Origin of the sequence: Desulfuromusa kysingii (assembly GCF_900107645.1) — a bacterium.
Lineage (GTDB): Bacteria > Desulfobacterota > Desulfuromonadia > Desulfuromonadales > Geopsychrobacteraceae > Desulfuromusa > Desulfuromusa kysingii.
On record NZ_FNQN01000013.1, the window covers coordinates 13,021 to 38,191 of the forward strand.

The following is a 25,171-nucleotide window of genomic DNA, read 5'->3' on the forward strand; positions in this document are numbered from 1 at the left end:
AAAAAAGACACCTGAATAACACTTGGTTAAGTTATTCAGGTGTCTTTCTTATTTTTGCACGCCAGTTCGAGACGCAGGAGGCCAGATAACGACTCAAAATTTCTCCGGTCCAGAAATGATTTTTTTACCCGAAGCAGCAGCAATACCTTGCAGCATACCGGTAAAAACATAGTGATGAAACGGCATGACTGCGTACCAGTAGGCCATTCCAAACAGACCACGGGGCAAAAAACTTGCGACCTGTTGTAATTCAGTATGTTGCTCATCTCGTTGTAACAACCGGAACATAAGCACCGCTTTCCCCGGCATTTTCATTTCAGCTGAGAGCACCAATAGATCAGACCTGTTCACAGCGACCACTCGCCAGAAATCAATCGCATCACCCGGATAAATTTCGGCAACGCTACGTCTGCCTCGACAGAGACCGACCCCTCCACAGAGACGATCTAACAGTCCACGAATTTGCCATAACCAATTGGCATAATAATAACCAACCTGACCTCCTATCGAACTGACTGCAGGCCAGACATCCTCCCGTTGAGACGCTAAAATAATTCTCCGGGAGTCGGTATAAAGACTTCCTCCAGCCCAAGCAGGATCGCCGGGATCGCTCCATTCTGCAGGAGGAATTGTTCCTGAATTAGTCCAGGAGGTTTCAACCTGATGCTGCTTGATGCGATCCAGAGCCAGACGGATGGATTTCCGACAATCGAATAGCTCCTGTGGCAATAAGGTCGCAAGTCGATTTTCATGACAAATCACCGGATTGCTCAAACCCTCAGCCAACGGTCGAGCAATGGCCGCCGGGACTGGTGTCACCAAGTGAATCCAGTAGGAACTGAGTCGGGGAGTTAACACCGGAACAGGAAGAATCAAACGCTTTGGCAATCCTGCTTCTTCAGCGTAAAGTTGCATCAGTTTGCGATAATTGATCACCTCCGGTTGACCTATATCAAAAGTCTCGCCGACAACGTCTTGATGTTCTAAGCAACCGATCAGATAGTGCAAGACGTTACGCACCCCGATCGGCTGACATGGGGTATCAACCCAGCGTGGGGTTATCATGACAGGAAGCCGATCAACCAGATAACGGAGGATTTCAAAAGAGGCACTCCCTGAACCGATAATCATTGCAGCCCGTAAAATGGTCACAGGAACAGACCCGTGGCGGAGGATATCGCCAACTTCGGTACGTGATTGCAAATGGTGACTGAGGTCGCCCTCCACTTCACCCAGACCACTCAGATAAATGATCTGCTCCAGTTTGGCACTCGCCGCAGCTGCCGCCATATTCTTAGCAGCCACACGGTCAGTCTGGGAAAAGTCTGTCACATCGGGGTTCATCGAGTGCACCAGATAATAAGCAGCCCGGCAACCATTCACCGCTTGACGCAACGATTCTGCATCAAGGATATCCCCTTTAACGATGGTGAGTTGAGGATGTTGAGCCCAGGGGCGATCTTTGAGTTTTTCTGGTGCGCGGGCCAGAGCGACAACCGCATAACCTGCATCCAGCAATCGAGGCAGTAATCGTCCACCAATATAACCGGTCGCTCCGGCCACAAAAATCGGTTGTGATTTTTGACTCATCATCCAACTCCTGTCTGAACAGACAACGTCGCTGATGGCGGTAACCTCCGAACGACACAGATTATTCTATCACTCCCCGATACGCCAAAGCGGCGCGTATCTTTTCAATCCGCCTGCGGTTGACACCGAAATCCGAATAACCTGTCCGCGCAGCAGAACGGATAGCAATAACCCCCTGCTCCGCCCGCAACTGGAATTCCAGCTCATCGACAAAGCCAAACACAGCGCTGCGACATTCAACATGGAGATAGTCACTGGTCGAAGTGATGACCTCTGTCCTTGGCATCTGACCGACCTGCTGCTGGAGTTCTTTCCAAGCGACATCATCCGCACCCTTGATCTTAAACGGAGAGATTTGCTGTTTGCTATCGCTGCTATCTGTTGCAACACAATTGGGCGACGATGGACAGGGCTTCAATTGAGAATTCTCTGCTCCGATACCGGGACTGCTACAGGCAGCTAACAGGATCGGTAGCAGTAAAAACGGGGTGACAATACGATAGTTATTAATCATTTTTTTCTCCTGAATCAAATACAGCAGCCAACCTCTCTTTTGCAGATTGCAAACGGATAAACATGTTCCAAGTGTAGCAGCTCTTTGCTGGCAACGTACACAATTCAACCGATTCCAGTGCGAAAGATATCTCATCAGGTTTTTATCGCCTCTAAAGCATAAACGGATGGAATCGAAAATATATTTTTCATTTACGAAGGCTATCGACATCGAGCCCCTTCCCGTCAACGATATTGAAGCGTAGTATGGCCTTTTCAGCCGCAGGGATATTTGCTTGTATGGATCATAAGCGATATATTTCTCTTATCGAGAGCTGTCGTTAACAGGAGGACATTCATGGATAAGAAACTCGAACAACTTTTTTACGCGGCCCTTGGCGGGGCTCTAGCAGTCAAAGAAAAGATTGAGAGCAGCAATGAAGAGATCAAAAACTGGCAGGAAAAAAGTGAAGAGCATGCCCGTACCTTTTTTGACGACATGAGCAAACGCGGCGAAAAGGAGAAAGAGCAGTTCAAAGGGATGCTTAAAGATCTGCTGAAAGAGATCATCACGGAAATGGATCTGGCAACCAAAGAGGATCTGGAAAAACTGAAGCAGGAACTGGATAAGTAGCTTGATCAAGCGTTTCTTTATTGCCTTATATCTCTGTCGGCCGCAGCGGAGCTACGCTGTCTTCAGGTTTCTGGTCACGGTGTTCCTGTTATTCCGAAGACGGCCACGTTGGTTGCTCTGGACGCCACTGAGCCCTACCGCTCTGGTCGAAAATATCCGCTCACTCGGTGCCAGCTTTCTTAAGCTGGCTCAGGTTCTGGCGACCCGAGCCGATTTTTTTGATCAGGAATATTTACAAGCGTTACGGCAGCTGCATGATCGCATGCCAGCCATGAGTAAAAAACACCGTCAACGTGCGTTTCAGCGCGCCTTTCCCACCCCAAAAGTATTTGCAGATTTCGACGAACAACCGTTGGCCAGCGCCTCAATTGGTCAGGTTCACAAGGCAATCCTCGCCGCTAGCGGTAAAACCGTCGCGGTCAAATTATTGCGGGAGAATATCCAGTTTCAGGTGCGTGTCGATATTCTGTTACTCAATCTGTTCCTGAAAATCTTCCGACCACTGTTTTCGGACCAGACCCGTCATTCGATTGAATCGGTCTTACAAGCCTTCAGCCTGGTCATCCGTCAAGAAGTCAGTATGTTGCAGGAATTGGCCAACATGGAACACTTCAGCCAGGTCTATGCTGAATCAGGGATCCGCTTTCCAACTCCCTACAAAGACTACTGCTCTGACTATGCGCTGGTAATGAGTTTTGAAGAGGGCACCCGCATTGATGACGTCGCTGCAATTCAAAAGTTGGATGTGACTTTCTCACAACTCATCCGCCAACTGGTCTCCTTTTATACCGAGCAGATGCTGGTAAAAGGCTATTTCCACGCCGATCCGCACCCCGGAAACCTGTTAGTCAGTCCCGCTGGCGAGTTGATTCTCCTCGATTTTGGCATGGTCAGCCGGATTCCCAAGAGCATGCGGCAAGCGATGATTTATGCCGTTAAGGCCGCCTACGAAAGAAATTTTGACCTGCTGATCAGCGCCACACGGAAAATGGGGATATTAACCGAAGAGGCCCATTTTGACACTTTGAGCAGTGTCGCAGAAAGTTTGTTTGATATTTTTGACAGCGAACACCTTGATTCTTCGAGCATGCAAGGTTTGGCATTCGGCGTCCTCGAAGTCCTTCACGACCAACCCTTCAAACTGCCTCAAGATGTTATTTATGTCATGCGGGTGAGTTCTCTTATCGAGGGTCTTGGCACTCAGTACGTAGAAAACTTCAATGGGGTCAAAGATATCCTTCCGATTCTGAAGGAGTCTCTCCCCCGTGCCCTTGGTGAGGATCGCCTCCTCGTGGAGAAATTAAAATATGAATTTCTCCAGTTGCCAATCACGGCCACCAAAGCACGCAAAGTTGTTGAGTTGGCAGAACAAGGGGATTTGATCGTGCGCATGGCACCCGCCGACCGGCAGTACCTGCTCGAGCAGATGAGTAAACACCTACGCACCCTTGGTTGGTTGATCTTTTTTCTTGGGGGCGCATTTTACTTCCAAAGGCAGCCACAGAGTTGGGCCACTTACCTCTCTATCGCCGCTCTGATCGCGGCCGCAATTGTCATGCTGAAAAAAAAACGTCATTAAATAGAGCGGTATCTTGCCACATAAAAGATCGGTAATCGCGCTGAGGCGGACTCTCTTAGCATCAGGATCGAAGATCAATTATTCAGAAGCCTGATAGCGTTTCATGAATTTGCGATCAATATAATTTTTCAACCGAAAAGTGCCAGGACCACCAAAGACAAATGGCCGTCGATAGAATATTCCCGTGTCGTCCCCCAGATTGAAAATCTGCAAATATTTCCCTTTCGGCTTAAAAGGTTCAAACTTGCCTCCCCCTAAAGCCGCATGCAGATTGTGATAAATCACCGGGTTTTGACGTACGGCATACACACCAACCTTATCGAGCGGAGCTGCAGTAAAGTGGATACAGTCTCCGCCAGCAAAAATTGTCGGATAGGCAGGGCATTGCAGATAGCGATTCACCAGTAATCCGCCATCCGTTCCGGTCGGTAGCCCTGATTCCCTGAATACCACGCTGGGTTTGACGCCTGTAGCGATAAAGATGACATCCAGGTCGCAGGACTGACCAGCAGCGAAAATCACCTGACCGGTTGCGACAGCCTGCACCGGACGATTCTCTTCAATGCGGATAGCCCTTTTACGCAACGAACTATAAGCCATTTGCCGCACTCTCTCTGGGTAGTGGGAGAGCAGTTGATGACCGGTAAAAAGGACAACATCGAGAGGATGCATCTGCGCTTCCTGGCCGAGACGCCAGACATTGCCTGCTATCTCAAGGGCAGAGACCCCGCCACCGACCACACCGACAGAGACCTTCTTTGTCCGCCCCAGCTTGAGGATACGCTGTCGTGCCTGAAACAATTTCTCAATAGGTTTCACTGCAAAGACATCATCCTGCGGCTCTGACAGCAGATCTGCGGAAACCTGACTGCCGAGATTGCAGGAAAGAACGTCGTAAGGGAGTTCTCCCCCTGAATCCAAGCAAACCCTTTGCCTGATCGGGTCAATCCGCTGCACCTTAGCCAGAGTAAAGGTTGCCCCCTGCTTCTCTGCAACTGTTTTTACACTGAAACGGATCTCTTCCGGGCTGTAAGTAAGTCCCAGCATTCCCGGCCCCATACCGGAATAATAATGATACGCAGATGGACCAACAACATGGACGTCATAACCAGCGTCGACAAACGAACTCAGTTTCTCCATGGTCAACATATGGGCATGGCCGGCACCGGCAATAACAAGTTTTTTCTTCATTTTACGCTCCACCTACAGGGTTAAACAAAAGCACAATTCTACTTCAACTGTTCGTGTACCGCTGCAGATATTGTTTGACCGAAAACTTCCGAGCGGTATTCTCCGAAGTCATATAACGGATTTTTCCAAAAATAGGTCGTTCTGGCCCCCAAGCACGATCATATCGCCCCAGACACCATAAGATGCCGTTGACCGAATTGGGGTCACGGCCATCAAGGGCATATTTATCGTTGAGCGTGAACATGACCTGCATCGCCGTTTCAGCATCAGGACTCCATTCAAGGATCTTCTTTCCCCAGAGCATACGCAAATAGTTCTGCATCCGCCCTTCTTGCCGCAATTGGTTCTGCGCTGCGTTCCAAAGAGGATCATGGGTTTGCGCCTGTTCAAACTGTTTCATACTGTAGAGATAAATCCGTGGGTCGTCTCGGTGTTTAGCGAGCGATGCTTGCGCCCATTCTGGCAGGGAATAATATTGATCATAACCCGCCCGCAAGGATGCAGCATTGAAACCGAGCTCCCGCCAAGTCACCAGCTCATCAAGAAAACTCTCTGCCGCCTCGCTCAGCCCCCACCAGCCACTGCGCTTGCCTCTGGTTTCAGGCGACAGCTGGCCAATGGTCCAACCTTCCTGTACAAACAACTGCTGCACAATCTGATGCGTCGAGATGTGCCCATAATGGAGATAGGGGGAAAGTTCGCTGGAGACTTGCTGATCGGGTTCACTTCGCTGCAAATACAAAGGTAACCGTTCAGCAAGAAAACGCTGCAGATACCGCTCCGCCGCCTTGAATCCGCCCTGTTCTGCCGTTGCTTCGACACAGTGATTGATCGGCAGACGGGCAAGAGTTTGCCGATCTGCACGTAACAATTGACCGGTGGCGGGCGGCCAGAAATCTAGCACCTCTGCAGCAACCATTTCCAGCCGTGGCAATTGAACCGCCCGTAACGGATCAGCCAGGGGAAGATCGAACAGGTGACCTGGTAGCTCCTTTTGCAAAAAACGACGAAAGGCATACGCGGTCGGGAAATCATGATCGGCAGCCCGCAACGGTAGCAGCCCATTACTATCGACGGCTTCCATGTAAACAGAGATTTTCGCAGCTGCAGCTTGAAGCATATGGGGATAAAAACAACCTGGATAGTCGTCGGTAATAATCACACTGGCAGTTTCTGCCAATTTCTGCAACAACCCTTTGCCCGCCCCTTTTTCAGTTTCAACAAAGGGGTAATAACAAGCCGCTGTAGTCGCAAAGTGTTCAGTATTATCCGCCATTCCTTGCAGAATAAAGCTGTGCATACGGTCGCTGGCATGAGGGTAATCGCTGCGCAGCGCTTCCAGAATCAATAGCGGTTTTTGCAGCTTTTCTGCCCATTCAACCGCTCGCTGTAACGCAAAGTTATAGAATGGGCGGCGAAAAGCCGTCATCCAGTAGAGGACAAACTGCCCCTGGTCAACGATTGAGCCATGGTTCAGCTTCCGCAGCCGCAGCGTCGGGATCTCAGACATGACCACCCTGTCGTGATGCGAGGAGAGAGGGGTTGAGGTAAACCTGTTGCAACAGATATGGTTGCTGATATTTATGAGCTAAATGATTGAGCAAGGTGATGGGGACAATAAGAGGGGCTTGCAACGTACGGAAGCGGTCAAAAGCAGACATAACCTCCTGTTTTTCAGCAGCGCTGAGATGTTTCTTGAAGTAACCAAATATATGCTGCAATACATTGACATGTTTCGGTATCGTCGTATTTAGACGCAAAGTGTTCAGCAACAGCTGCAGATAGTCCTGATAGAGAATTTCAGCCTCCATCTCTCCCGATCTGGCCACCAGTTTTCCCATCTGCCGATAGCTTTCGACCCACCGGGCCATGATCAAGTATTTATGACGGCTATGAAAATCGACTAGGTTTCCAGCAGTTTTCCCTTGTCCGAGGGTTTTCAGCCAGCGTTTCAACACAAAAGTGTTGATCATGAAATCCTCACGCTGCAATGCGTTCTGTCCACACCGTTCCTCACCAACATCCGGACAGACAAAAACATATTCAATTGCAGAGGCAAGGGTGGAGGTCACAAAACTGGCCAAGTCATTGTCACCAGCAAAGCCAGGTGCTATGTCAATCAAGCCAGGACAGATTCCAAGGCGAATTTTCTCTTTTGCCATGATCCCTCGCAGTGATAATAAATTGATTCTTTTCTCCGTCCGACGACCACCAGCCATGGTACATAGTTTTAATTTTAAAGGGATCATGAAATAATTGACACTCTAAAGTCCTTTTTCTGAAAGGAATTCAGACCTGCCGAGGATAACGATGAACAGAACGGCTTGGGTGCACGACCCCACAAACACATGATTCAAATCCGAAAGGGGCACATGAACAATCTGCTTGATATCTATCAAAGACTCACAAATCACTACGGCACGCGCAATTGGTGGCCCGCTGAAACCCCTTTTGAGGTGATTGTCGGAGCAATTCTGACTCAGAATACCAACTGGAAAAATGTTGAAACCGCGATTTTCAATCTACGCCAGAAAAATGCCCTGACGACTGATGCTATCCTGCAACTGGACTTGGAAACTCTGGAGCAACTGATCCGCCCCTCTGGCTTCTTCCGTCAAAAAGCGCAACGATTGCAGCTCTTCTGTCTTTATCTACAGGACCATTACGCAGGAAGCCTTGATGCGTTATTTGCTCAAAAACTTGATCTTGTACGTGATGAACTGTTGCGCTTGAAAGGGATCGGCCCAGAGACGGCTGATGCTATCCTCCTCTATGCCGGACGACTTCCATCATTTGTCGTTGACGCCTACACCAATCGCCTGTTTGGACGCCTTGGGATTCTCTCCGGAGACGAAAAATATGCTGACGTCAGGGACCTGTTTATGTCGCAGCTGCCAAAAGATATCCAGCTCTACAGTGAATATCACGCTTTAATTATCAACCACTGCAAACAGTTCTGCCGTAAAAAGCCACTCTGTCCCGGCTGTCCTTGTGCTGATATCTGCCTGGAAAAACAACCGAATTGATTAATTAGAGCAACTGCGCTAATGTTCCGCTTGTTTCTACTCTTTATTAAAGACTGGAGTGGCTATTGATGGATCACTACCTGTTTCTATTAAAAAAATTTCTTGGCAACTTGTTAATGCCAGTGCCTGTCACCTTGCTGCTGTTGCTCTGGGCCCTTTTATTACTGCTGCGCCGCAAGACCCGTTGGCTCGGCGTTGTCGTGGTTTTTCTTGCCACCGCGCTGTTATTTGTCACCAGTTACACCCCTCTGAGCAATCAATACGTCGCCCCATTTGAAGCCCAGATTCCCAGTTATCAACAATCTCAGACTCCAGTTGACTATATTGCCGTCCTCGGCCACTGGCACCAATCCATTGCCAATCAACCCGTCACCAGTGAACTCAGTCCGACAGCAATCGTTCGCCTTGCTGAGGGAATTCGTATTTACCGTCTTAACCCCGGCAGTAAACTGATTTTTACCGGTTTCAAGGGACTCGCTAAAGATCCGGTTTCCTACCCGGAAAAGCTGCGTGAACTGGCTCTGGCTTTAGGGATTCCAGCGGCAGATATTTTAATTTTTAACGGCCCTAGAGATACCATGGAAGAGGCGGAGGTCATTGCAGATCATGTCGCCGAATCCACCCTCGTCGTCGTCACCACTGCGGTCCACATGCCACGCGCCCTGGACCTGTTCCACCGTGCCGGACTTGACCCTATCCCCGCACCCACGCAGCACCTGAGTAAACCCACTAATAGCTGGTGGATCTTTCCTTCGGGCGAAACCCTGGCACACAGTGAATATTTGGCTCATGAACGACTGGGATTACTCTGGATCAAGTTGACAGGACAGGTCAAAGAATACCTCGACAAAGAATAAACTGATTTTGAGGCTAAACGATCCGGTTTAGCATCCGCAAGTGGCAAAAAAACCTACGCTTTCAAACCCTTTCCCCTTGAACTTAAAGGTTCTATTTGCTAGCTTGCGAGTTTAGTTTTATTCAAAAAAACAACCTCATAGCACAATCCCTGCGGAGACATGTTGGCATGGACTACAAAGACACTTTAAATCTACCCAAAACCGATTTTCCAATGCGCGCTAATTTACCCAAGCGGGAGCCTGAGCTCCTTAAACATTGGCAACAGATCGACCTCAATGAGCAACTTGAAAAAAACAATCAGGGCAAGGAGAGTTTCATCCTTCATGATGGCCCTCCTTATGCTAATGGTCATCTCCACATGGGCCACGCCCTGAATAAAATTCTTAAAGATATTATTGTTAAGAGTAAACGGATGCAGGGGTTCTTCACCCCGTACGTTCCCGGTTGGGATTGCCACGGGTTACCGATTGAATTGATGGTTGACAAGAAACTTGGCAAGAAAAAACGTGAAATGAGCAAGGCTGATTTCCGCCGTCAGTGTCGTGAATATGCCAAGGTCTGGGTGCAGACACAGAGCGAAGAGTTTCAACGCTTAGGTATTTTTGGCGACTGGGAAAACCCTTACCTGACAATGACCCCCGATTATGAAGCAACAACCGCACGGGAATTGGCGCGTCTGGTAGAACGGGGCTCGCTGTATAAAGGGAAGAAACCGATTCACTGGTGCTCCTCTTGTGTGACCGCTCTGGCTGAAGCCGAAGTCGAATATGATGAGCACGTCTCACCATCAATCTATGTGAAATTCCCCTATGTTGATGAGCTGCCAGCGGAGCTGTCTGAGCTGAGTGAAAAACCCTTAAATTTTGTGATCTGGACCACAACCCCATGGACAATCCCTGCGAACCTGGGAATTTGCCTGAACCCCGAACTAACCTATGTCGCCGTTGAAGCAAAAGGTGAGTATCTGGTCTTGGCCGAAGGCTTATACGAAGGGGTGATGCAAACCCTCGGGATTGAAGACTATTCAGTCGCAGCAACTTTCGCCGCAGAGCTGTTTGACAATAAAAACTGCCGACACCCCTTCTACGACCGCAACTCGCTGTTGATGCTCGGTGATCATGTCACCCTGGAAGCTGGGACCGGCTGTGTCCATACAGCCCCCGGACATGGACAGGATGACTATGTGGTCGGACTCAAATATGGCCTCGAAATCTATAACCCTGTCGATGACTATGGTCGCTATCGGCAAGACCTTGAGTTGTTCGGTGGCATGAAGCTTAAAGATGCCAACGCTGCGGTGAACGCGAAACTCTCTGAAGTTGGCGCGTTGCTCCACGAAACTCAGGTCAGCCATAGTTACCCCCATTGCTGGCGCTGTAAAAAGCCGATTATCTTCCGGGCAACGGAGCAATGGTTCATCAGCATGGAAGAGAATAATTTACGCCAGAAAGCGTTACAAGAGATCGAGAAGGTCGAGTGGATTCCCAGTTGGGGGCGCAACCGCATCTTCAACATGGTTGAGGCTCGCCCTGATTGGTGCATCAGTCGCCAACGGAGTTGGGGAGTTCCGATTACCATCGCCTACTGTGAAAAATGTGGCGAAGCACTGAACGACGGTAAAATCATGCACCATATTGCCGATCAGTTTGAAGCAACCGGCAGTGATGTCTGGTTTGAAAAAGAGGCCTCCGAATTGCTCCCTCCTGGTACGGTCTGCCCTGCCTGTGGTCATGATAAATTCACCAAAGAATCAGACATTCTTGATGTCTGGTTCGATTCCGGCGTTTCTCATGCTGCCGTCTGTGAACTTCGCGAAGAGCTGCAAAGCCCCGCCGATCTCTACTTGGAAGGTTCTGACCAACATCGTGGCTGGTTCCATTCCAGCTTGTTGGAATCTGTAGGCACGCGTGATCGAGCCCCCTACAAATCGGTCCTGACTCACGGTTTTGTCCTCGACAAAGATGGCCGACCAATGTCGAAATCCATGGGCAATGTCATTGCTCCAGAAGAGATTATTAAAAAATATGGTGCAGAGATCCTGCGCCTATGGGTCACAGCTACGGACTATCGTGATGATATCCGCCTCAGTCAGGAGACCTTGCAGCGCCTATCTGACGCTTACCGGCGCATCCGTAACACCGCACGCTATCTACTGGGCAACCTGAATGGCTTTGATCCAGTCGTCGACACCGTTGCGGACCAAGATCTACTGGAAATGGATCGCTGGGCGATGTCGCGCCTTAATCGCTTGACTCAAAAGGTTGCCAGCGCTTACGACAAGTATGAGTTCCACGTCATTTATCACGCGATACATAATTTTTGCACCATCGACCTGAGTGCCTTTTATCTGGATATCCTCAAAGATCGTCTCTACACCAGTCCAAAGCAGAGCATTGCCTATCGTAGCGCCCGCGCAACCATGTATCAGATCTTAGATGCTTTGACCCGCATTCTAGCCCCGGTTCTAAGCTTTACGGCTGAGGAAATATGGCTGGACCTGCCAGGTCAACGTGAAGCAAGTGTCCATTTGGCAGATTTCCCGCAAGTGAATTCAAGCTACCTGGATGATCAACTTGAAGAACGCTACGAACAACTGCACAAAGTCCGGCTTGAAGTCTCCAGACAACTGGAAAAAGCCCGAGCGGATAAACAACTGGGACAATCCCTGGAAGCCAAAGTCTTACTTGATGCCCCAGAAAACTATCAGCAGTTATTGACGGACTACCTTGACGCTCTACCCACGTATTTTATCGTTTCACAAGTCGAATTGACCAAAAATCTTTCTGCAGCAGTTGACGCAGAAAATATTCCCGGCTTGAGATTACAGATTCTCCCAGCGGATGGAGAAAAATGTGAACGCTGCTGGAATTACGCGACCAGCGTGGGACAAAATAATGAACATCCAACAATCTGTGCCCGCTGTACAGATGCTTTGGCTGCCGGTTAATATGAGCAAATACCGGATTTTTACTCTGGTTGCCAGCTGCAGTTTACTGCTGGACCAAATCAGTAAAATCTATATTGATAACAACTTTGAGATTTCTCAATCAAGGCGCATTATCAGTAATTTTTTTCATTTGACCTACGTTCGCAATCCGGGGGCAGCTTTTGGTATCCTTGCTGACAGCTCGATCCGTTTACCTTTTTTTATTACCATTTCAGTCCTTGCTACGCTTGGAATTCTCTGGTTCATCCGCAGAATTCCAAGCGAAAAGCATTGGCAACACCTGGCATTAGGCTTAATTTTTAGCGGGGCCTTGGGCAATCTCATTGACCGCATCCGCCTTGGTGAAGTGATCGATTTTCTGGATGTTCACTGGTACAATTATCACTGGCCCGCATTCAATGTCGCTGACAGCGCCATCTGCGTGGGGGTAACGATTCTATTCTTCTGCTCCTGGCATGAAGAAAAACTCAAAAAGAGGCAACCTGGTAAGGTCTGAAATAAATGGCCCAAACCCGCTACCCGATACCCGCCGAACGGTACCGCTGTGAAATTGAAGTCAAACACAGCCGCTTCATCACCACCGTTGTATCAACAGACACCCCCGACGCTGCACTCGACTTTATCTCTCAAATCAAACAGGAATTTCCTGACGCGACACATAATTGCTGGGCTTACCTGATCGGCCCCCCTGGTAGTACCGACCGCATTGGCCTCAGTGATGATGGCGAACCACACGGGGTCGCAGGGAAGCCAATGTTAACCACGATACAACACAGCAGACTCGGGGATATTACCGTCGTTGTAACGCGCTATTTCGGTGGTACGAAGCTTGGTAAAGGGGGGATGGTCAAAGCTTACACTCTTGCGGTCAAGACAGCTCTCGAGCAACTTACAATGACCGAAAAGATTGACTGGGTCGCATTATCGCTCCACTTTGACTATCAGTTTCTGGACAGCATCGAGCGCCTTCTTCCCCAGTTTGAAGTGGTCTTGATCGAGAAACAATTTGCTGAAAAGATCTATCTCCAGTTGAAACTGCCGGAGGAAAACTGTGCTGATTTATGTACGCGATTGACAGATCTGACTGCGGGACAGATTGAGTTGATCAGCGACCAGAACTCTGCGCAGATAGATAAAGATTAAAAAAAATCGACAGGGTCGTTTTCCACTGATATGATATTTAAGTGGTTGATCTAAATCGTTAAGGAGAATAATTATGCTACGCACTCTGTTGGTTTTGTTGTTGCTATCGACCCTCTTTATTTCTGGTTGCGAATGCGTCACTGGATTTGGACGCGACCTGCAAAAAGCTGGCAGCTGGATTGAACGAAATGCCAGCTAAGCCCTTTTCATCAATGCAAAAGGTCCCTTTCATCTCCTCCGGATTTTAACATGGAACCAGAGTTTATCACGCCAAACAGTCAACGATATAGTGTCAGACCCTTCCCTGCCTATCGGCATCTACCATTCACTAACGCCCACCCTTTTCTTGACCAGGACGGCCACTCTTATGGGGAAAAACTAACCCCTGTGGACTCCTTCACAACACAGAACTGGCACCATTGTGATGAATACCTCTACAGTATTGACCTGTTCAACCATGGCTTCTGGTGGGAAGCACACGAGAGACTCAAATATGTGAGTATTGGTGCCGGGCGGGAATCGGAGATCGGCCAATTTGTGCAAGGGCTGATTCAAATCGCAGCGGCACTCCTCAAGCACTTTATGCAGGAAGAGACGGGAGCGAGCACCCTGGCAGAATTGGGAGCCAAAAGGCTACAGACATTCACAGGGCTCTATCTGGGAATCGATGTGGATACTTTGCTTGCCCAACTCCAAGATTGTCTGAAAACTGCAGATGCAAAATATCCACAGATTCATTTAGTCATAAGCTAATCGCGTGGGCTCATCGGCCAGCGTCGGGCGAAGAATTTCTTCCCATTCGGGATCATTCCATGTCTTTAACTGGGAATGAGTCGTAAGATATTTTTGCGGGATGGGATGGGTGCCATACACCACCTCAAGGCCATATTTTGTTTTTATAAAATCACGAAAATAGCGGATATGAGGACACGGTGGATAGCCGACAATAAGTCCGGTCGCCAGATGAATCACCTCAGCTCCGTTTCCCTTCATTTCCTCCACAGCATATTCAATATTTCCACCAGGACAACCAGCACAGCTGGTATAGCCAACAACCTCAACATCCATACCCTGATAGCGGCGAAAAGCCCCCTCTTTGTTACGCACGGATTTGAAACACTTTCCACCTGCACAGCGGCTATAACGGTCGCAGATGATAATACCAATATTGACCTTTTTCATTGTTGATCTCCTTCGGTAAGAATTGACTCAACATGCTTAGAGATTTATTTTTTGCGGTAGATAAACGGTCTTGCGCATCTTAACCCACCTCAATCCCACTTTCATCAATAATGGGAAAAAACCTATGAGCAGAAATGAGACAATGATACTCGGAGAAAAGGCCCCAGAGAAAGAATCCATTTTGCTGAGTTGAGTCCCGGCATTGACATACAATGCATTATGAGGAAACTTTCCAATCTGAGTAACCCAGTAGAAGGTTGCCACACGCATCTTGGTCAAGCCCATGAGCAGGTTAATCAGAAAACAAGGAAAAAGGGGGATCATTCTAAGGTAGAAAAGGTAAAATCCACCCTCTCGGGAAAAGCCATGATTAACCGCCCTGAGACGCGATGGGTAACGATTTTGCAGATATTTACCCAACAAGCTCCGCGAGCTGAGAAAAGCCAGAGTTGATCCGAAAACATCCGCAAAAGAAACAATCAATAGCGCCAGAGGAAAACCAAACAGCGCCCCCCCTATCAAAATCATCACAGATAAACAGGGAATGGAAAGAGCTGTCAAAATCAAGTAAGCAAGAGAATAGCCCAACAAAGTTAGTGTAGGATTTTGTTCGTAGTATTGCTTATAGATAATGTGGCGGGTTTTTAGGTAGTCAAAGGTAAGATACTGGTGTAGATCAAAAACAAAAAAACTACCGATGAGCAGGAATAAACCCACCAATATGAGGATTTTAGCATAGAGCTGCTTCATCGCATGCCCCGATTATGTTGACAAAAAATCAATAGTTAAAAGTGATGTTTCTCAGTCTAGCTGAAAACCACGAAATAATAAACCTAATATATAGATATTACATTTTAATGATTTTGGCCGCATCTTTTCGCTTTGCAGTAGAGCGCAGGAGAGTTAGAGCAGGGGCGCTAGTATCCGGGCAAAGCCCTCTTTCAACCGCTGCATATGAGTTAATTGTCTGCGGCGTTCTGATGTCACTTCGTGAGCAAATTGGCTCATATAAAGAAAATCTTTTTCCAATTTTGCGGCAATTTCTTTACCAAAAAAGAACAAATTACCCTCAAAGTTTAAACGAAAACTGCGTTGATCCATATTGGCAGAGCCGGCCGTCGAAAAAACTTGATCGACAACGGCAGTTTTCGCGTGAGGAATGATATTGTCCATTTTAAAAATACGGACACCCGCATTGAGCAATTCGTCAAAGAAAGAACGCCCTGCATAATCCACAAGGAAATGATCTGAATGGCCGGGAAGCAACAATCTCACATCAACCCCACGAAGTGCTGCCGTTTGCAATGCCATAACGATTGGTGGATCGGGGACAAAATAAGGAGTTTCTATCCAAACCCTCTCCATAGCTGTGTTTATGGCAACAAACAGCAAAGTATGAATCGTTCTCCAACGCTCATCTGCTGGACCACTTGCCAAAAATTGAGCACAAATAGCGCCATGGCAACGGATATCAGGAAAATACTTTTTTATTGCTACGTCTTTGCCGGTCGCATAGAACCAATCCTGACAAAAAACCCCTTGAAGCTCATAGACGACCCGGCCACTGACACAAAGATGGAGGTCATTCCAGCGGCCACCCAAACCGAGATAAGTGTCTCCAATATTCATACTCCCAGTGAAACCTAGCTTGCCATCGATGATGACAATTTTGCGGTGATTACGGTGATTGACCGAAACCTGTCGGCTAAAGAGATTAAGGGGTAAAAATCTGGATACCTCGCCACCGGCAGCAATAAGTGAGGTGAAAAAACTTGTTTTGGTGGCATAGCAACCAACATCATCAAGTAACAACCGGATTTCAACACCTCTTTCAGCTGCCCGGGTCAGAGCCTGACAAAAACGGCTTCCAGTCGTGTCCATTTCCCAAATATAATAGGTCAGATGAATGTGTTCTTGCGCTGCATCTATGGCGTGTTCAAGGGCATCAAAAGCTTTGCTTCCATCTCGGTACATTTCCACTTCACAGCCGGGCTGGGGACCGCAGTCATCAAGTTTAGCAGCAAGAGAATAAAGAGAGCTGGCAACGATGTCATCAGTGTCAGATAATTTCTGCTGCCGGCGAAAGCGGGCAAGCGATGGCACAAGGTGCTGTTCTGCACGATGTCTTTTTCGGCGGAACATCCGAATACGCGTCGTTCCCAACAACCAAAATGCAAGCATTCCGAAAAAAGGGAGAAAAACAATCACCAGAATCCATGCGATACTCGCACCTGATTCACGGCGCTGTAAAAGTATTTTGGGAATTAAAAAAGTAATAACCGCAAGATGTAAAAAAACCAAACTGAAGATGAGCCAGTTTGTAGTCAAAAATATCATCATGGAAGCTATGCACTCTTTTCCTAAAGCCAAGGATGACAATTCATCCCCGCTGTGAATCTTACACATTCCCAGAATCAGACCGTAACAAATCAGGAAATCACCTCAGGACGATACCTTTCATCTTCCAACCGCATCAGTATCTCCTGAATATGTTCCGCCCCACGGGTTTCCAGGTCAAGAAGAACTTCTGCCTCTCCCAAAGGCAAAGAGGACTTATGGCGATCATGACTCACCTGAAAAATGTTCGCTTTTAGCTCACTGAGGATGTGGGTCAAATGCGCCAAAGCCCCTGGAATATCAGCTATCTCTAGACGCAATTGCAAATAACGCCCCTCGGTCAACAGCCCTTTCTCAACCACCCTCGCCAGATTATGAATATCCAGATTTCCTCCGGACAACAGACACAGGGTATTCTCTTTGCGGACTTTTCTGAAACCATAAATCAATGCTGCCAGACTGACAGCACCGGCCCCTTCGACAACCAGGTTGCTTTTTTCCATCAAACTGACAATAGCCCTGGTGATTGACTCTTCATCAACGGTGATAATTTCATCAACGTAGTGTTCAATAATTGGAAACGTCAACTCCCCAATTTTTTTAACCGCCACTTCTTCAGCAAAGGAATGGGTCCGCGTCGAGATGCTCTTGGGATAACCATTGCGGCGTGCCAAACTGGCACTGGCAACACCAGCAGCTTCCACCCCAATAATGCGAACTCCCGGTTTAACAGCTTTGATTGCGGTCGCAATCCCGGCAATCAGCCCACCGCCGCCAACCGGCACGAATAGAGATTCAATTGTTGGTAACTCCTGGAGGATTTCCAAACCAATCGTACCCTGCCCGGCCATAACCAATTCGTGATCAAAAGCCGGCACATACAGCAAGTTATCTTTTTCGGCCAATTGCCGGGCATAACTTTCGGCCTCTTCATGGGTGTCTCCATACAGTTCGACTGCAGCACCATATTGTAAAGTCGCCAATTCTTTAGATAATGGAGTACCATCGGGCATGATCACCCGGCAGGGGCATTTCAGAGATAAAGCCGCACTGGCGACCCCTTTCCCGTGGTTTCCCCCTGAAGCCGTTATGATGCCGTTTGCCAGCTGTTCTACGGGGCGTTTTGAAAGAAAATTATAAGCGCCACGAATTTTGAACGATCCGGTGTATTGATGATTTTCACATTTGAAGTAGAGAGGGGCTCCCAGCATTTTTGAATAGAAGGGCGAATGGATTATTTCCGTAGGTCGGACAACCCCTTTCAAACCCAGCGCCGCTTCATCAATCATTTGAGGTGTCAGCATCAGTCACTCCCATCAGCAAAGGTCAAAGAAACAAATGTCTGCTTTTGATCCGGGTCAGAAAGTGCACCTGTAGAGAATAGCTCAGGACTCTGATTTTTCTCCGTTTACTTACGGATTCAGGTTCGAAAAAGAAAGTTTAGCATAGATAATGAATTCCGCTGCCTTGCACCGAAAAGATCTGATAATATCATCTGTCTAACTTAAGATGAGGAGAGTTTTCAATGACAGACATTCCCAAACCGGAAGAACCTTTTCTCCCGCGACTACTTGCCAGCAATGCGTTGCGTGCCAACCTGAGCAAGCACATGGATTTAAACAAGATGGCTGACGCCAAGTCATCAATGATCATGACGGTTTCATCTCTGGTCATCACCATCACCCTGACCCAATATGACAAGCTTGAATTGATCACCATCCTGTTATTAGCCAGCTCTGGCATCCTGGCAGTGATTTTTTCCATGTTGGCGATTATCCCCCCATTTCACGTCACCGACCACACCAACCTGTTTTATTTTCGCTCCTTCAGTGATCTCTCAGAAGAGGAGTTCAAACAACAGTTTGCTGAAACCATTGCCGACAAAGAGAAGCTCTACAACGCCTATTTCCATGAAATCTATTACTTAGGTCGATATCGTTTGACCCGTAAATATAAGCTGATCCGTAATGGATTATGGAGTCTCCTTATCGGACTACTCAGTGCTACGGCATCCGTCATCATTTTACATTTTCCATTATGAACTTAATCCTGCTCAACAATGATGACTTTACAGATCCAACCCGGGTTCGATTGTCTGGACGCCGACTGGAGCATATCGTCAACATTCAGCGTGCCAGCATTGGCGATACATTGCGTGTTGGGGAAATCAATGGTTTATCAGGAACCGGAAAAATTTTAAGTCTGAGCAATGAAGAACTGGAAATGGAGGTTCAACTTGATCAGTCCCCGCCAGAGCCGCTCCCAATCACCCTGCTTCTGGCCTTACCGCGACCCAAGATGTTAAAACGGGTATTACAGAGTGTCAGCTCTCTGGGGGTGAAACAGATCTACCTGATCAATAGTTACCGGGTCGATAAAAGCTTCTGGGGAAGCCCTCTGTTGCAACCTGAAAAGCTGAGAGAACAGCTGATATTAGGATTGGAACAAGCCCGTGACACGCTACTACCTGAAGTTCACCTGCAGCCCAGATTCAAACCATTCGTCGAAGATGAACTCCCAGAGATAATCGGAAAGTCGGACGCCTATATTGCCCATCCTGGGGCCACGATGCCCTGTCCAAAGGCTCTCGATCAGGAGATAACCTTAGCCATCGGCCCAGAGGGGGGATTTATCCCTTACGAGGTCGAAAAACTGCAAACTTGTGGCTTTGTTCCCATCACCCTGGGAGAGAGAATTTTACGCGTTGAAACCGCCGTCCCTGTGTTACTGTCACGGCTTACCCCCTAACCGAATAATGAAATTTGCATGAAAAATAAATTTTCCTATATTTACCTGTTAATGATATTACCGCCGCTATTCTGGGCCGGAAATTCGGTTCTTGCGCGTGGTATCGCCGAGATGATCCCACCAGTGGCCCTGTCGTTCTGGCGCTGGACCATTGCGCTGATAGTTTTGCTCCCCTTCACCTGGAAACAGGTTCGGAGAGACTGGCCAACAATCTGCGCAGCGAAAAAGAGTATATTTCTTCTGGGTCTTCTGGGGATTGCTGCATTTAATACGCTGCTCTATACCGCAGCTCACACGACCACCGCTCTCAATCTCTCGCTGACTCAGTCGGTGATGCCAGTCGTGATTGTCGTCATCAGCTTTGTCCTGTTTCATGAGCGTATTTCTCGCTTGCAGCTGTTTGCTATCATTCTGTGCACTTTGGGAGCCGGCTACATCATTATTCAAGGAGACTGGCAAAGATTGATGCAGCTTGAATTTGTGAGCGGCGATCTGATCATGTTGTTTGCGGTTACCCTTTATGGACTCTATTCGGTCTTTCTGCGTAAACGTCCAGCAATCCATCCCATGAGTTTTCTCACCACAACATTCACCGTCGGTGTTGTGTTATTATTGCCCCTGTATCTGTGGGAGTGGCAGCATACACCGCCACTGGAATTAAACCCGGCGGTCATGTTCAGCCTTCTCTATGTTGCCCTGTGCCCGTCGATTCTCGCTTACCTGTTTTGGAATCGAGGCATCCATGAAGTGGGTGCCAACAAAGCAGGTCTGTACATCAATCTAGTGCCATTATTTGCCTCATTTCTGGCGGTGTTGTTTCTTGGGGAACGTTTTCAAAGTTATCACCTCATCGGCATCATCCTTATCGCTAGCGGGTTGCTGCTGTTCAACCTCCCTCTGCACCGCACAGGAAGGATCAGAATATGACCCTTGAAGATTGGGGTTGGACCCCTTTTTTTACTGCGCAGATGAAACCCTGGAAAAAATCTGGATGGCTCCCTGCACGGGTTATTCGTGGAGAGAAAAATTATTTCCGGGTTTGGACTCTTCAAGGGGAATTGACTGTCCGCTTTGCTGGAAAAATTCGTCATAAAGCAGGCAGTCGGGTTGATTTTCCAGTCGTGGGAGACTGGGTTATGGTCGAACCGCAGAGTGGACAACGTGGAATTATCCACGCTCTGTTGACACGCAAAAGCTCTTTTTCACGCAACCTCCCCGGTCGCCGGAAAACCAAAGGACAAGAACGGGCGGAACAGCAAGTTATTGCTGCCAACGTCGATCTGGTGTTCATTGTCAGCGGACTCGATCGGGATTTCAATATCCGCCGAATTGAACGTTACTTAACTCTGGTCAGCAGCAGTGGTGCTGACGCCGTTGTCCTGCTCAACAAAACCGATCTTTGCGAGAGCCCTGAAAAGTATAAAGCTCAGGTCGAGGAAATTTCCGGCAACACCCCCGTTCACCTGTTTATGGCCCGTCACCCTGGGCAGCTTGAGATTCTCTTTAACTACATGCAACCGGGAAAAACCATTGCCCTTCTTGGCTCTTCCGGGGTGGGCAAGTCAACGATTCTCAACGGTATGCTTGGAGAAGAGCGGCAGAAAATTGGTGCTGTCAGCCAAGCGGATGGAAAAGGTCGCCACACCACCACCCACCGTGAGTTAATTCTGTTTCCTACCGGTGGGATTCTGATGGACAATCCCGGTATGCGGGAACTGCATCTCTGGGGTAACGCCGATGACCTTACTGAATCCTTTGCAGATATTGAAACTCTGGCGGCGGATTGCAAGTTCTCTGACTGCCAGCATAAAACTGAACCGGGGTGTGCCGTCACCAAAGCACTTGAGGCAGGCACCTTGAATTCAGAGCGACTTGTCAGTTATCATAAATTAAAAAATGAACTTCAAAGTCTGACTCAACAAAAGAATAAATCTTGATTGTTACACGAAGGAATAAACCATTACTTTAATGACAATTTGAGGAAGAGTTTTTTGATTCTTACTTCCACGGGGGAATATTTTGCTACTGCGCTTGAAATTCCTGCTTCTTATCTGCATCCTTATCCCTTTTCCTGTTCATGGGGAAAGTACCACCATCAGGGTTGGGATTGACAATAACCCTCCGCTGACCTTTATTGATGCACAGGGTCAGGCCAGTGGCTTGCTTCCAGATCTCTTCACCCAGATCGCCAAAGCGAAAAAATGGACGATTAAATATGTCCCCTGTCAATGGCAACAATGCCTTGAATCGCTTGCGACAAATGATATCGACATTTTACCTGCGATTGCCTACACCCGAAAGAGAGCCAATCAATTTCACTTTGCCAATGAAGTCATCGCCAGTAGTTGGGGGCAGATTTATCAGCAAAGCGACAGCAAACTCACGTCGGTGTTGGAACTGGCAGGAAAAAAAATGGCTGTTTTAAAACAGGATATTTTCCTTCTTGGCGAACAGGGCATGCTTCACGTTGCTAAAAATTTCAACATAGAGGTTGAATATGTCGAGGTCGAATCTTACCGGGAAGCCTTTACCCAACTGCAACAGGGGACAGTCGATGCCGCGATGGTGGGACGCTTTTACGGGTTTAAAAATGCCCAGAAATTCAACCTCATTCCTACCCCCATCATGATCAACCCGATTCAGATCCGCCCCGCCTTTGCCACAGCAGTCCCAGAGCGCTACAGAGCCGAGTTTGATCAGTCACTCCACGAATGGAAACAGTCATCAAACTCGATCTATTACAACCTTATTGATAAATGGTTTGACGCCAAAACCCCGGACCGGCTCCCAACCTGGTTGATGCCAGCCCTTTACTCACTGCTGGGAGCATTGCTCCTGCTGCTGTTCATTACCCTATGGACGCGCAAGCAAGTCAAGATCAAGACCCTGGAACTCTCCAACCAACGACAGCATTACCGAGTATTCTTTGAAGAATCTCAATCAATAAAGCTTTTGGTGGACCCTGAAACTGCGAATATTGTCGATGCTAATCCAGCAGCTTGCAGATTCTACCAATACAGCCCCGACCAGCTCAAAAACATGAAAATGTGGCAGATCAATCAAATTGGAGAGGGTGAAGTCAAGGACAGATTAACCGAAGCAATAAGCCAAGATCAGCAGCAATTTGAACGGATCCATACTCGTGCAGATGGAACACAGGTTCCGGTGGAAGTCTATAGAAGTCCGATTCAAAACAGAGGTCGAACCTTGCTCTATTCCATCATCCACGACATCAGTAAAAGAAAAAAAGCAGAACAAGAGCTCGAAGAGCGTAATAAATTCCTCCAATCCGTTATTGATGGCGTCTCTGATCCGATGATGGTGATTGGTTTAGACTACCAGATCCTACAACTGAATGAGAGCGCTCGTAAGCAACAACCTGAAGAGCCCAATAGTCATCTCACCTGTCATCAACTGTCTCATGCTTCACAGGTCCCTTGCACTGGCGATAACCATCCTTGTCCGCTGGTCGAGGTTCAGGAAACCGGGGGTTCTGTGACAATGATCCACCAACATGTCACTTCTCAGGGCAAACGAATTTATGAGCTCTGTGCTTCTCCGCTATTTGACGCAAAGGGTGAAATCTATGCCATCATTGAGGTAGCGCGAGACATTACTGAACGGCTGCACATTGAAGAGCTTCTCAATGAAAACGAAAAACGCTTACATCATCTGGCCCATCACGATTCCCTGACCGACTTACCAAACCGGCTCCTGTTTGATGATCGATTAAAGCAAGCTCTCAGCAAGAGTCGGCGAAGTGGCAGACAGATTGCGCTATTTTTCCTCGATCTAGACCATCTGAAGTGCATCAATGATAATCTGGGGCACAGCTATGGTGATTTACTCCTGATTGACGTTGCTAAACGGCTGCGAGCATGTGTTCGTGAAAGTGATACTGTCGCTCGTATGGGTGGAGATGAATTTCTGGTTCTACTGGAAGACATTGAATCGATTGAGATGGTTGCAACGATGGCTGAACGCATCTGTGATTCCCTGACACACGAACTGGTCAAAGGAGAGTTCAAACAAAAAATCAGTGTAAGCATCGGTATCAGCATTTACCCTGACGATGCTAAGTCGGGACCAGAGATGATGAAAAATGCAGATCTGGCAATGTACAGAGTCAAAAAGTCAGGAAAAGCAAACTATCAGTTTTATTCTGCCCCTCAAGGCCGCTTTCTGTTTGATTAAGGCTTTACCCTTTTGCTGCACAGGTGCCCGCAAGATAACCTGTTGACCAGCAAAGCTGCAGATTATAACCTCCTGTTGGCCCATCCAGATCAATGACTTCCCCAGCAAAATAAAGATTTGCGATTTTTTTGGATGACATGTTGCGCATATCAATGCCTTGCAGCGAGATCCCTCCCGAAGTGATAATGGCTTTCTTGAAGCCTTCAACCCCAGTGACGCTCAACTCCATTCTTTTAAACAGTGACAGCAGCTTGATCCGTTCCACTTTGGTCACTGAATGACATTTTTTTTCCGCCACGATACCGGAAAGACGGATAAACAACGGGATCATGTCTTTGGGCAGTAGATTCTCCAATGAATTACGAAAATCTTTATTACTATGAGCTGACAATTCCCGTTGCAAACGTTTATCAAAAAGTTCAAGTTCAACGGCTGGCTTCAGATCAACAAGCAGTTGCACTGCACCCTGTTTTAAAGCATCACGGATCTCCGCACTCATATCAAGGATAATCGGGCCACCGATGCCATTGTTGGTAAAGAACGCCTCACCAAACCGTTGGGTAATAATTCTACCGTTATGCTGAACCGCAATATGGACATTTTTCAAGTTAAAATCGGTCAGTTCTCGAGTCCAATTTTCGGCTAAAAAAACGGACACCAGCGCGGGTTCGGGGTCAATCAGGGGGTGATTAAATGCTTTACCCCAGCCATAACCATCACCAGTACAGCCGGTTTCCGGATACGATAAGCCCCCGGTTGCAATGACAAATTTATCCGCTGCAAATGATCCCGCAGAGGTTTCGACTGATGTCAATAAACCTTCTTCGCAATTCAATTTCTGCACCGTGCATAAGGTCAAGAGCTCAACGCCAGAGGCGATAACAAATTGATCCAGAACTCTCTGGACATCGCTGGCTTTCCCTTTTTCAGGAAACACTCGACCACCACGTTCAACCCTTAATGGCAAACCACGTTGCTCAAAAAAACTGATCGTATCATCGACCCCGAAAGCAAAAAGAGCTGTCAGCAGAGCTTTACCATTGCGGCCAAAGGCTGCACAGAATTGTCGTGGGTCAGACTCATTGTTGGTAATATTACAGCGCCCCTTACCGGTGATGAGAAGTTTCGACCCACAACGCCGTTTTTTTTCCAACAATAAGACTTTTGCCCCTGACATGGCAGCAAACCCGGCAGCAAACATACCGGCTGGGCCACCGCCGATGACGATGACATCATATTTTTTCATGCTG

The 25,171-nt window shown here is 47.9% G+C and carries 24 protein-coding genes; 14 read left to right on the forward strand and 10 right to left on the reverse strand.

Annotated features, from left to right (window positions below):
• Nucleotides 1-93: 93 nt before the first annotated feature.
• Nucleotides 94-1,593, reverse strand: a complete 1,500-nt coding sequence (locus tag BLU87_RS15995; protein ID WP_245706655.1) for an SDR family oxidoreductase — start codon at nucleotides 1,591-1,593, stop codon at nucleotides 94-96.
• A gap of 58 nt (nucleotides 1,594-1,651) precedes the next feature.
• The gene (locus tag BLU87_RS16000; RefSeq protein ID WP_092350685.1) at nucleotides 1,652-2,104 is read right to left on the reverse strand and encodes a DUF1499 domain-containing protein; all 453 of its coding nucleotides are present in this window, start codon (nucleotides 2,102-2,104) and stop codon (nucleotides 1,652-1,654) included.
• 336 nt (nucleotides 2,105-2,440) lie between these two features.
• Here BLU87_RS16000 and BLU87_RS16005 point away from each other — a divergent pair, with 336 nt between their 5' ends.
• Nucleotides 2,441-2,716: a hypothetical protein gene (locus tag BLU87_RS16005; RefSeq protein WP_092350687.1), complete on the forward strand. Its 276-nt coding sequence runs from the start codon at nucleotides 2,441-2,443 to the stop codon at nucleotides 2,714-2,716.
• 1 nt (nucleotide 2,717) lies between these two features.
• Entirely contained in the window at nucleotides 2,718-4,295 is a 1,578-nt protein-coding gene (locus BLU87_RS16010; protein ID WP_245706656.1) for an ABC1 kinase family protein, read from the forward strand.
• 78 nt (nucleotides 4,296-4,373) lie between these two features.
• On the opposite strand, the gene BLU87_RS16015 is transcribed toward BLU87_RS16010, so the two are convergent.
• The 3 genes from BLU87_RS16015 to BLU87_RS16025 are packed head-to-tail and all read right to left on the reverse strand — an operon-like array spanning nucleotide 4,374 to nucleotide 7,648.
• Nucleotides 4,374-5,486, reverse strand: coding sequence for an NAD(P)/FAD-dependent oxidoreductase (locus BLU87_RS16015; RefSeq protein WP_092350689.1), 1,113 nt, complete (start codon nucleotides 5,484-5,486; stop codon nucleotides 4,374-4,376).
• A gap of 43 nt (nucleotides 5,487-5,529) precedes the next feature.
• Nucleotides 5,530-6,996 (reverse strand): cryptochrome/DNA photolyase family protein, encoded by a 1,467-nt coding sequence (locus tag BLU87_RS16020; protein WP_092350691.1) that lies wholly within the window; start codon nucleotides 6,994-6,996, stop codon nucleotides 5,530-5,532.
• Nucleotides 6,989-7,648 (reverse strand): YbgA family protein, encoded by a 660-nt coding sequence (locus tag BLU87_RS16025; protein WP_245706657.1) that lies wholly within the window; start codon nucleotides 7,646-7,648, stop codon nucleotides 6,989-6,991. Before BLU87_RS16025 ends, BLU87_RS16020 begins: the two co-directional genes overlap by 8 nt.
• 210 nt (nucleotides 7,649-7,858) lie before the next feature.
• Between BLU87_RS16025 and BLU87_RS16030 the strand changes: the two genes are divergently transcribed.
• The 7 genes from BLU87_RS16030 (at nucleotide 7,859) to BLU87_RS16055 (ending at nucleotide 14,213) form a co-directional block, all read left to right on the forward strand.
• Nucleotides 7,859-8,512: an endonuclease III domain-containing protein gene (locus tag BLU87_RS16030; protein ID WP_092350695.1), complete on the forward strand. Its 654-nt coding sequence runs from the start codon at nucleotides 7,859-7,861 to the stop codon at nucleotides 8,510-8,512.
• A 68-nt stretch (nucleotides 8,513-8,580) separates the two neighbouring features.
• Nucleotides 8,581-9,369 (forward strand): ElyC/SanA/YdcF family protein, encoded by a 789-nt coding sequence (locus BLU87_RS16035; RefSeq protein WP_092350697.1) that lies wholly within the window; start codon nucleotides 8,581-8,583, stop codon nucleotides 9,367-9,369.
• Nucleotides 9,370-9,536: 167 nt separating this feature from the next.
• Nucleotides 9,537-12,317 carry an isoleucine--tRNA ligase gene (gene ileS / locus BLU87_RS16040; protein WP_092350699.1) on the forward strand — a complete coding sequence of 927 codons (2,781 nt, stop codon included), beginning with the start codon at nucleotides 9,537-9,539 and terminating at the stop codon, nucleotides 12,315-12,317.
• A gap of 1 nt (nucleotide 12,318) precedes the next feature.
• A complete protein-coding gene (gene lspA / locus BLU87_RS16045; RefSeq protein ID WP_092350811.1) occupies nucleotides 12,319-12,813 on the forward strand; it encodes a signal peptidase II in 495 nt (164 codons plus the stop codon).
• Nucleotides 12,814-12,818: 5 nt separating this feature from the next.
• On the forward strand, nucleotides 12,819-13,460 hold the full coding sequence (locus tag BLU87_RS16050) for a YigZ family protein (RefSeq protein WP_092350701.1): 642 nt from the start codon (nucleotides 12,819-12,821) through the stop codon (nucleotides 13,458-13,460).
• Between the two features lie 73 nt (nucleotides 13,461-13,533).
• Nucleotides 13,534-13,659, forward strand: coding sequence for a hypothetical protein (locus BLU87_RS17830; RefSeq protein ID WP_281242588.1), 126 nt, complete (start codon nucleotides 13,534-13,536; stop codon nucleotides 13,657-13,659).
• Nucleotides 13,660-13,709: 50 nt separating this feature from the next.
• On the forward strand, nucleotides 13,710-14,213 hold the full coding sequence (locus BLU87_RS16055) for a DUF309 domain-containing protein (protein ID WP_092350703.1): 504 nt from the start codon (nucleotides 13,710-13,712) through the stop codon (nucleotides 14,211-14,213).
• On the opposite strand, the gene BLU87_RS16060 is transcribed toward BLU87_RS16055, so the two are convergent.
• The 4 genes from BLU87_RS16060 to ilvA form a co-directional block, all read right to left on the reverse strand.
• On the reverse strand, nucleotides 14,199-14,642 hold the full coding sequence (locus BLU87_RS16060) for a CGGC domain-containing protein (RefSeq protein ID WP_092350705.1): 444 nt from the start codon (nucleotides 14,640-14,642) through the stop codon (nucleotides 14,199-14,201). The genes BLU87_RS16055 and BLU87_RS16060 overlap by 15 nt on opposite strands.
• Before the next feature lie 36 nt (nucleotides 14,643-14,678).
• Nucleotides 14,679-15,392, reverse strand: a complete 714-nt coding sequence (locus BLU87_RS16065; protein WP_092350707.1) for a TVP38/TMEM64 family protein — start codon at nucleotides 15,390-15,392, stop codon at nucleotides 14,679-14,681.
• A 153-nt stretch (nucleotides 15,393-15,545) separates the two neighbouring features.
• The gene (gene cls, locus BLU87_RS16070) at nucleotides 15,546-16,982 is read right to left on the reverse strand and encodes a cardiolipin synthase (protein WP_092350709.1); all 1,437 of its coding nucleotides are present in this window, start codon (nucleotides 16,980-16,982) and stop codon (nucleotides 15,546-15,548) included.
• 89 nt (nucleotides 16,983-17,071) lie between these two features.
• Nucleotides 17,072-18,283: a threonine ammonia-lyase gene (ilvA, locus tag BLU87_RS16075; RefSeq protein ID WP_092350711.1), complete on the reverse strand. Its 1,212-nt coding sequence runs from the start codon at nucleotides 18,281-18,283 to the stop codon at nucleotides 17,072-17,074.
• Between the two features lie 221 nt (nucleotides 18,284-18,504).
• Here ilvA and BLU87_RS16080 point away from each other — a divergent pair, with 221 nt between their 5' ends.
• From BLU87_RS16080 to BLU87_RS16100, 5 genes are all read left to right on the forward strand, one after another.
• Nucleotides 18,505-19,020 (forward strand): Pycsar system effector family protein, encoded by a 516-nt coding sequence (locus tag BLU87_RS16080; RefSeq protein ID WP_092350713.1) that lies wholly within the window; start codon nucleotides 18,505-18,507, stop codon nucleotides 19,018-19,020.
• Nucleotides 19,017-19,727 (forward strand): 16S rRNA (uracil(1498)-N(3))-methyltransferase, encoded by a 711-nt coding sequence (locus tag BLU87_RS16085; protein ID WP_092350715.1) that lies wholly within the window; start codon nucleotides 19,017-19,019, stop codon nucleotides 19,725-19,727. The genes BLU87_RS16080 and BLU87_RS16085 overlap by 4 nt, the downstream gene beginning before the upstream one ends.
• Before the next feature lie 18 nt (nucleotides 19,728-19,745).
• Complete coding sequence (locus BLU87_RS16090; RefSeq protein ID WP_092350717.1) at nucleotides 19,746-20,654, forward strand: DMT family transporter; 909 nt, start codon at nucleotides 19,746-19,748, stop codon at nucleotides 20,652-20,654.
• Nucleotides 20,651-21,664 carry a ribosome small subunit-dependent GTPase A gene (gene rsgA / locus BLU87_RS16095; protein WP_092350719.1) on the forward strand — a complete coding sequence of 338 codons (1,014 nt, stop codon included), beginning with the start codon at nucleotides 20,651-20,653 and terminating at the stop codon, nucleotides 21,662-21,664. Before BLU87_RS16090 ends, rsgA begins: the two co-directional genes overlap by 4 nt.
• A gap of 82 nt (nucleotides 21,665-21,746) precedes the next feature.
• A complete protein-coding gene (locus tag BLU87_RS16100) occupies nucleotides 21,747-23,921 on the forward strand; it encodes a diguanylate cyclase domain-containing protein (RefSeq protein WP_092350721.1) in 2,175 nt (724 codons plus the stop codon).
• A 4-nt stretch (nucleotides 23,922-23,925) separates the two neighbouring features.
• Here BLU87_RS16100 and BLU87_RS16105 read toward each other — a convergent pair whose 3' ends face one another.
• Nucleotides 23,926-25,167: a BaiN/RdsA family NAD(P)/FAD-dependent oxidoreductase gene (locus tag BLU87_RS16105; RefSeq protein ID WP_092350723.1), complete on the reverse strand. Its 1,242-nt coding sequence runs from the start codon at nucleotides 25,165-25,167 to the stop codon at nucleotides 23,926-23,928.
• Between the last annotated feature and the right edge of the window lie 4 nt (nucleotides 25,168-25,171).

Coding starts and splice junctions, on each gene's coding strand:
- BLU87_RS15995 (WP_245706655.1), bottom strand. CDS start 1,593: ATGATGAGTCAAAAATCACAACCGATTTTTGTGGCCGGAGCGACCGGT.
- BLU87_RS16000 (WP_092350685.1), bottom strand. CDS start 2,104: ATGATTAATAACTATCGTATTGTCACCCCGTTTTTACTGCTACCGATC.
- BLU87_RS16005 (WP_092350687.1), top strand. CDS start 2,441: ATGGATAAGAAACTCGAACAACTTTTTTACGCGGCCCTTGGCGGGGCT.
- BLU87_RS16015 (WP_092350689.1), bottom strand. CDS start 5,486: ATGAAGAAAAAACTTGTTATTGCCGGTGCCGGCCATGCCCATATGTTG.
- BLU87_RS16020 (WP_092350691.1), bottom strand. CDS start 6,996: ATGTCTGAGATCCCGACGCTGCGGCTGCGGAAGCTGAACCATGGCTCA.
- BLU87_RS16025 (WP_245706657.1), bottom strand. CDS start 7,648: ATGGCAAAAGAGAAAATTCGCCTTGGAATCTGTCCTGGCTTGATTGAC.
- BLU87_RS16030 (WP_092350695.1), top strand. CDS start 7,859: ATGAACAATCTGCTTGATATCTATCAAAGACTCACAAATCACTACGGC.
- BLU87_RS16035 (WP_092350697.1), top strand. CDS start 8,581: ATGGATCACTACCTGTTTCTATTAAAAAAATTTCTTGGCAACTTGTTA.
- ileS (WP_092350699.1), top strand. CDS start 9,537: ATGGACTACAAAGACACTTTAAATCTACCCAAAACCGATTTTCCAATG.
- lspA (WP_092350811.1), top strand. CDS start 12,319: ATGAGCAAATACCGGATTTTTACTCTGGTTGCCAGCTGCAGTTTACTG.
- BLU87_RS16050 (WP_092350701.1), top strand. CDS start 12,819: ATGGCCCAAACCCGCTACCCGATACCCGCCGAACGGTACCGCTGTGAA.
- BLU87_RS17830 (WP_281242588.1), top strand. CDS start 13,534: ATGCTACGCACTCTGTTGGTTTTGTTGTTGCTATCGACCCTCTTTATT.
- BLU87_RS16055 (WP_092350703.1), top strand. CDS start 13,710: ATGGAACCAGAGTTTATCACGCCAAACAGTCAACGATATAGTGTCAGA.
- BLU87_RS16060 (WP_092350705.1), bottom strand. CDS start 14,642: ATGAAAAAGGTCAATATTGGTATTATCATCTGCGACCGTTATAGCCGC.
- BLU87_RS16065 (WP_092350707.1), bottom strand. CDS start 15,392: ATGAAGCAGCTCTATGCTAAAATCCTCATATTGGTGGGTTTATTCCTG.
- cls (WP_092350709.1), bottom strand. CDS start 16,982: ATGATGATATTTTTGACTACAAACTGGCTCATCTTCAGTTTGGTTTTT.
- ilvA (WP_092350711.1), bottom strand. CDS start 18,283: ATGCTGACACCTCAAATGATTGATGAAGCGGCGCTGGGTTTGAAAGGG.
- BLU87_RS16080 (WP_092350713.1), top strand. CDS start 18,505: ATGACAGACATTCCCAAACCGGAAGAACCTTTTCTCCCGCGACTACTT.
- BLU87_RS16085 (WP_092350715.1), top strand. CDS start 19,017: ATGAACTTAATCCTGCTCAACAATGATGACTTTACAGATCCAACCCGG.
- BLU87_RS16090 (WP_092350717.1), top strand. CDS start 19,746: ATGAAAAATAAATTTTCCTATATTTACCTGTTAATGATATTACCGCCG.
- rsgA (WP_092350719.1), top strand. CDS start 20,651: ATGACCCTTGAAGATTGGGGTTGGACCCCTTTTTTTACTGCGCAGATG.
- BLU87_RS16105 (WP_092350723.1), bottom strand. CDS start 25,167: ATGAAAAAATATGATGTCATCGTCATCGGCGGTGGCCCAGCCGGTATG.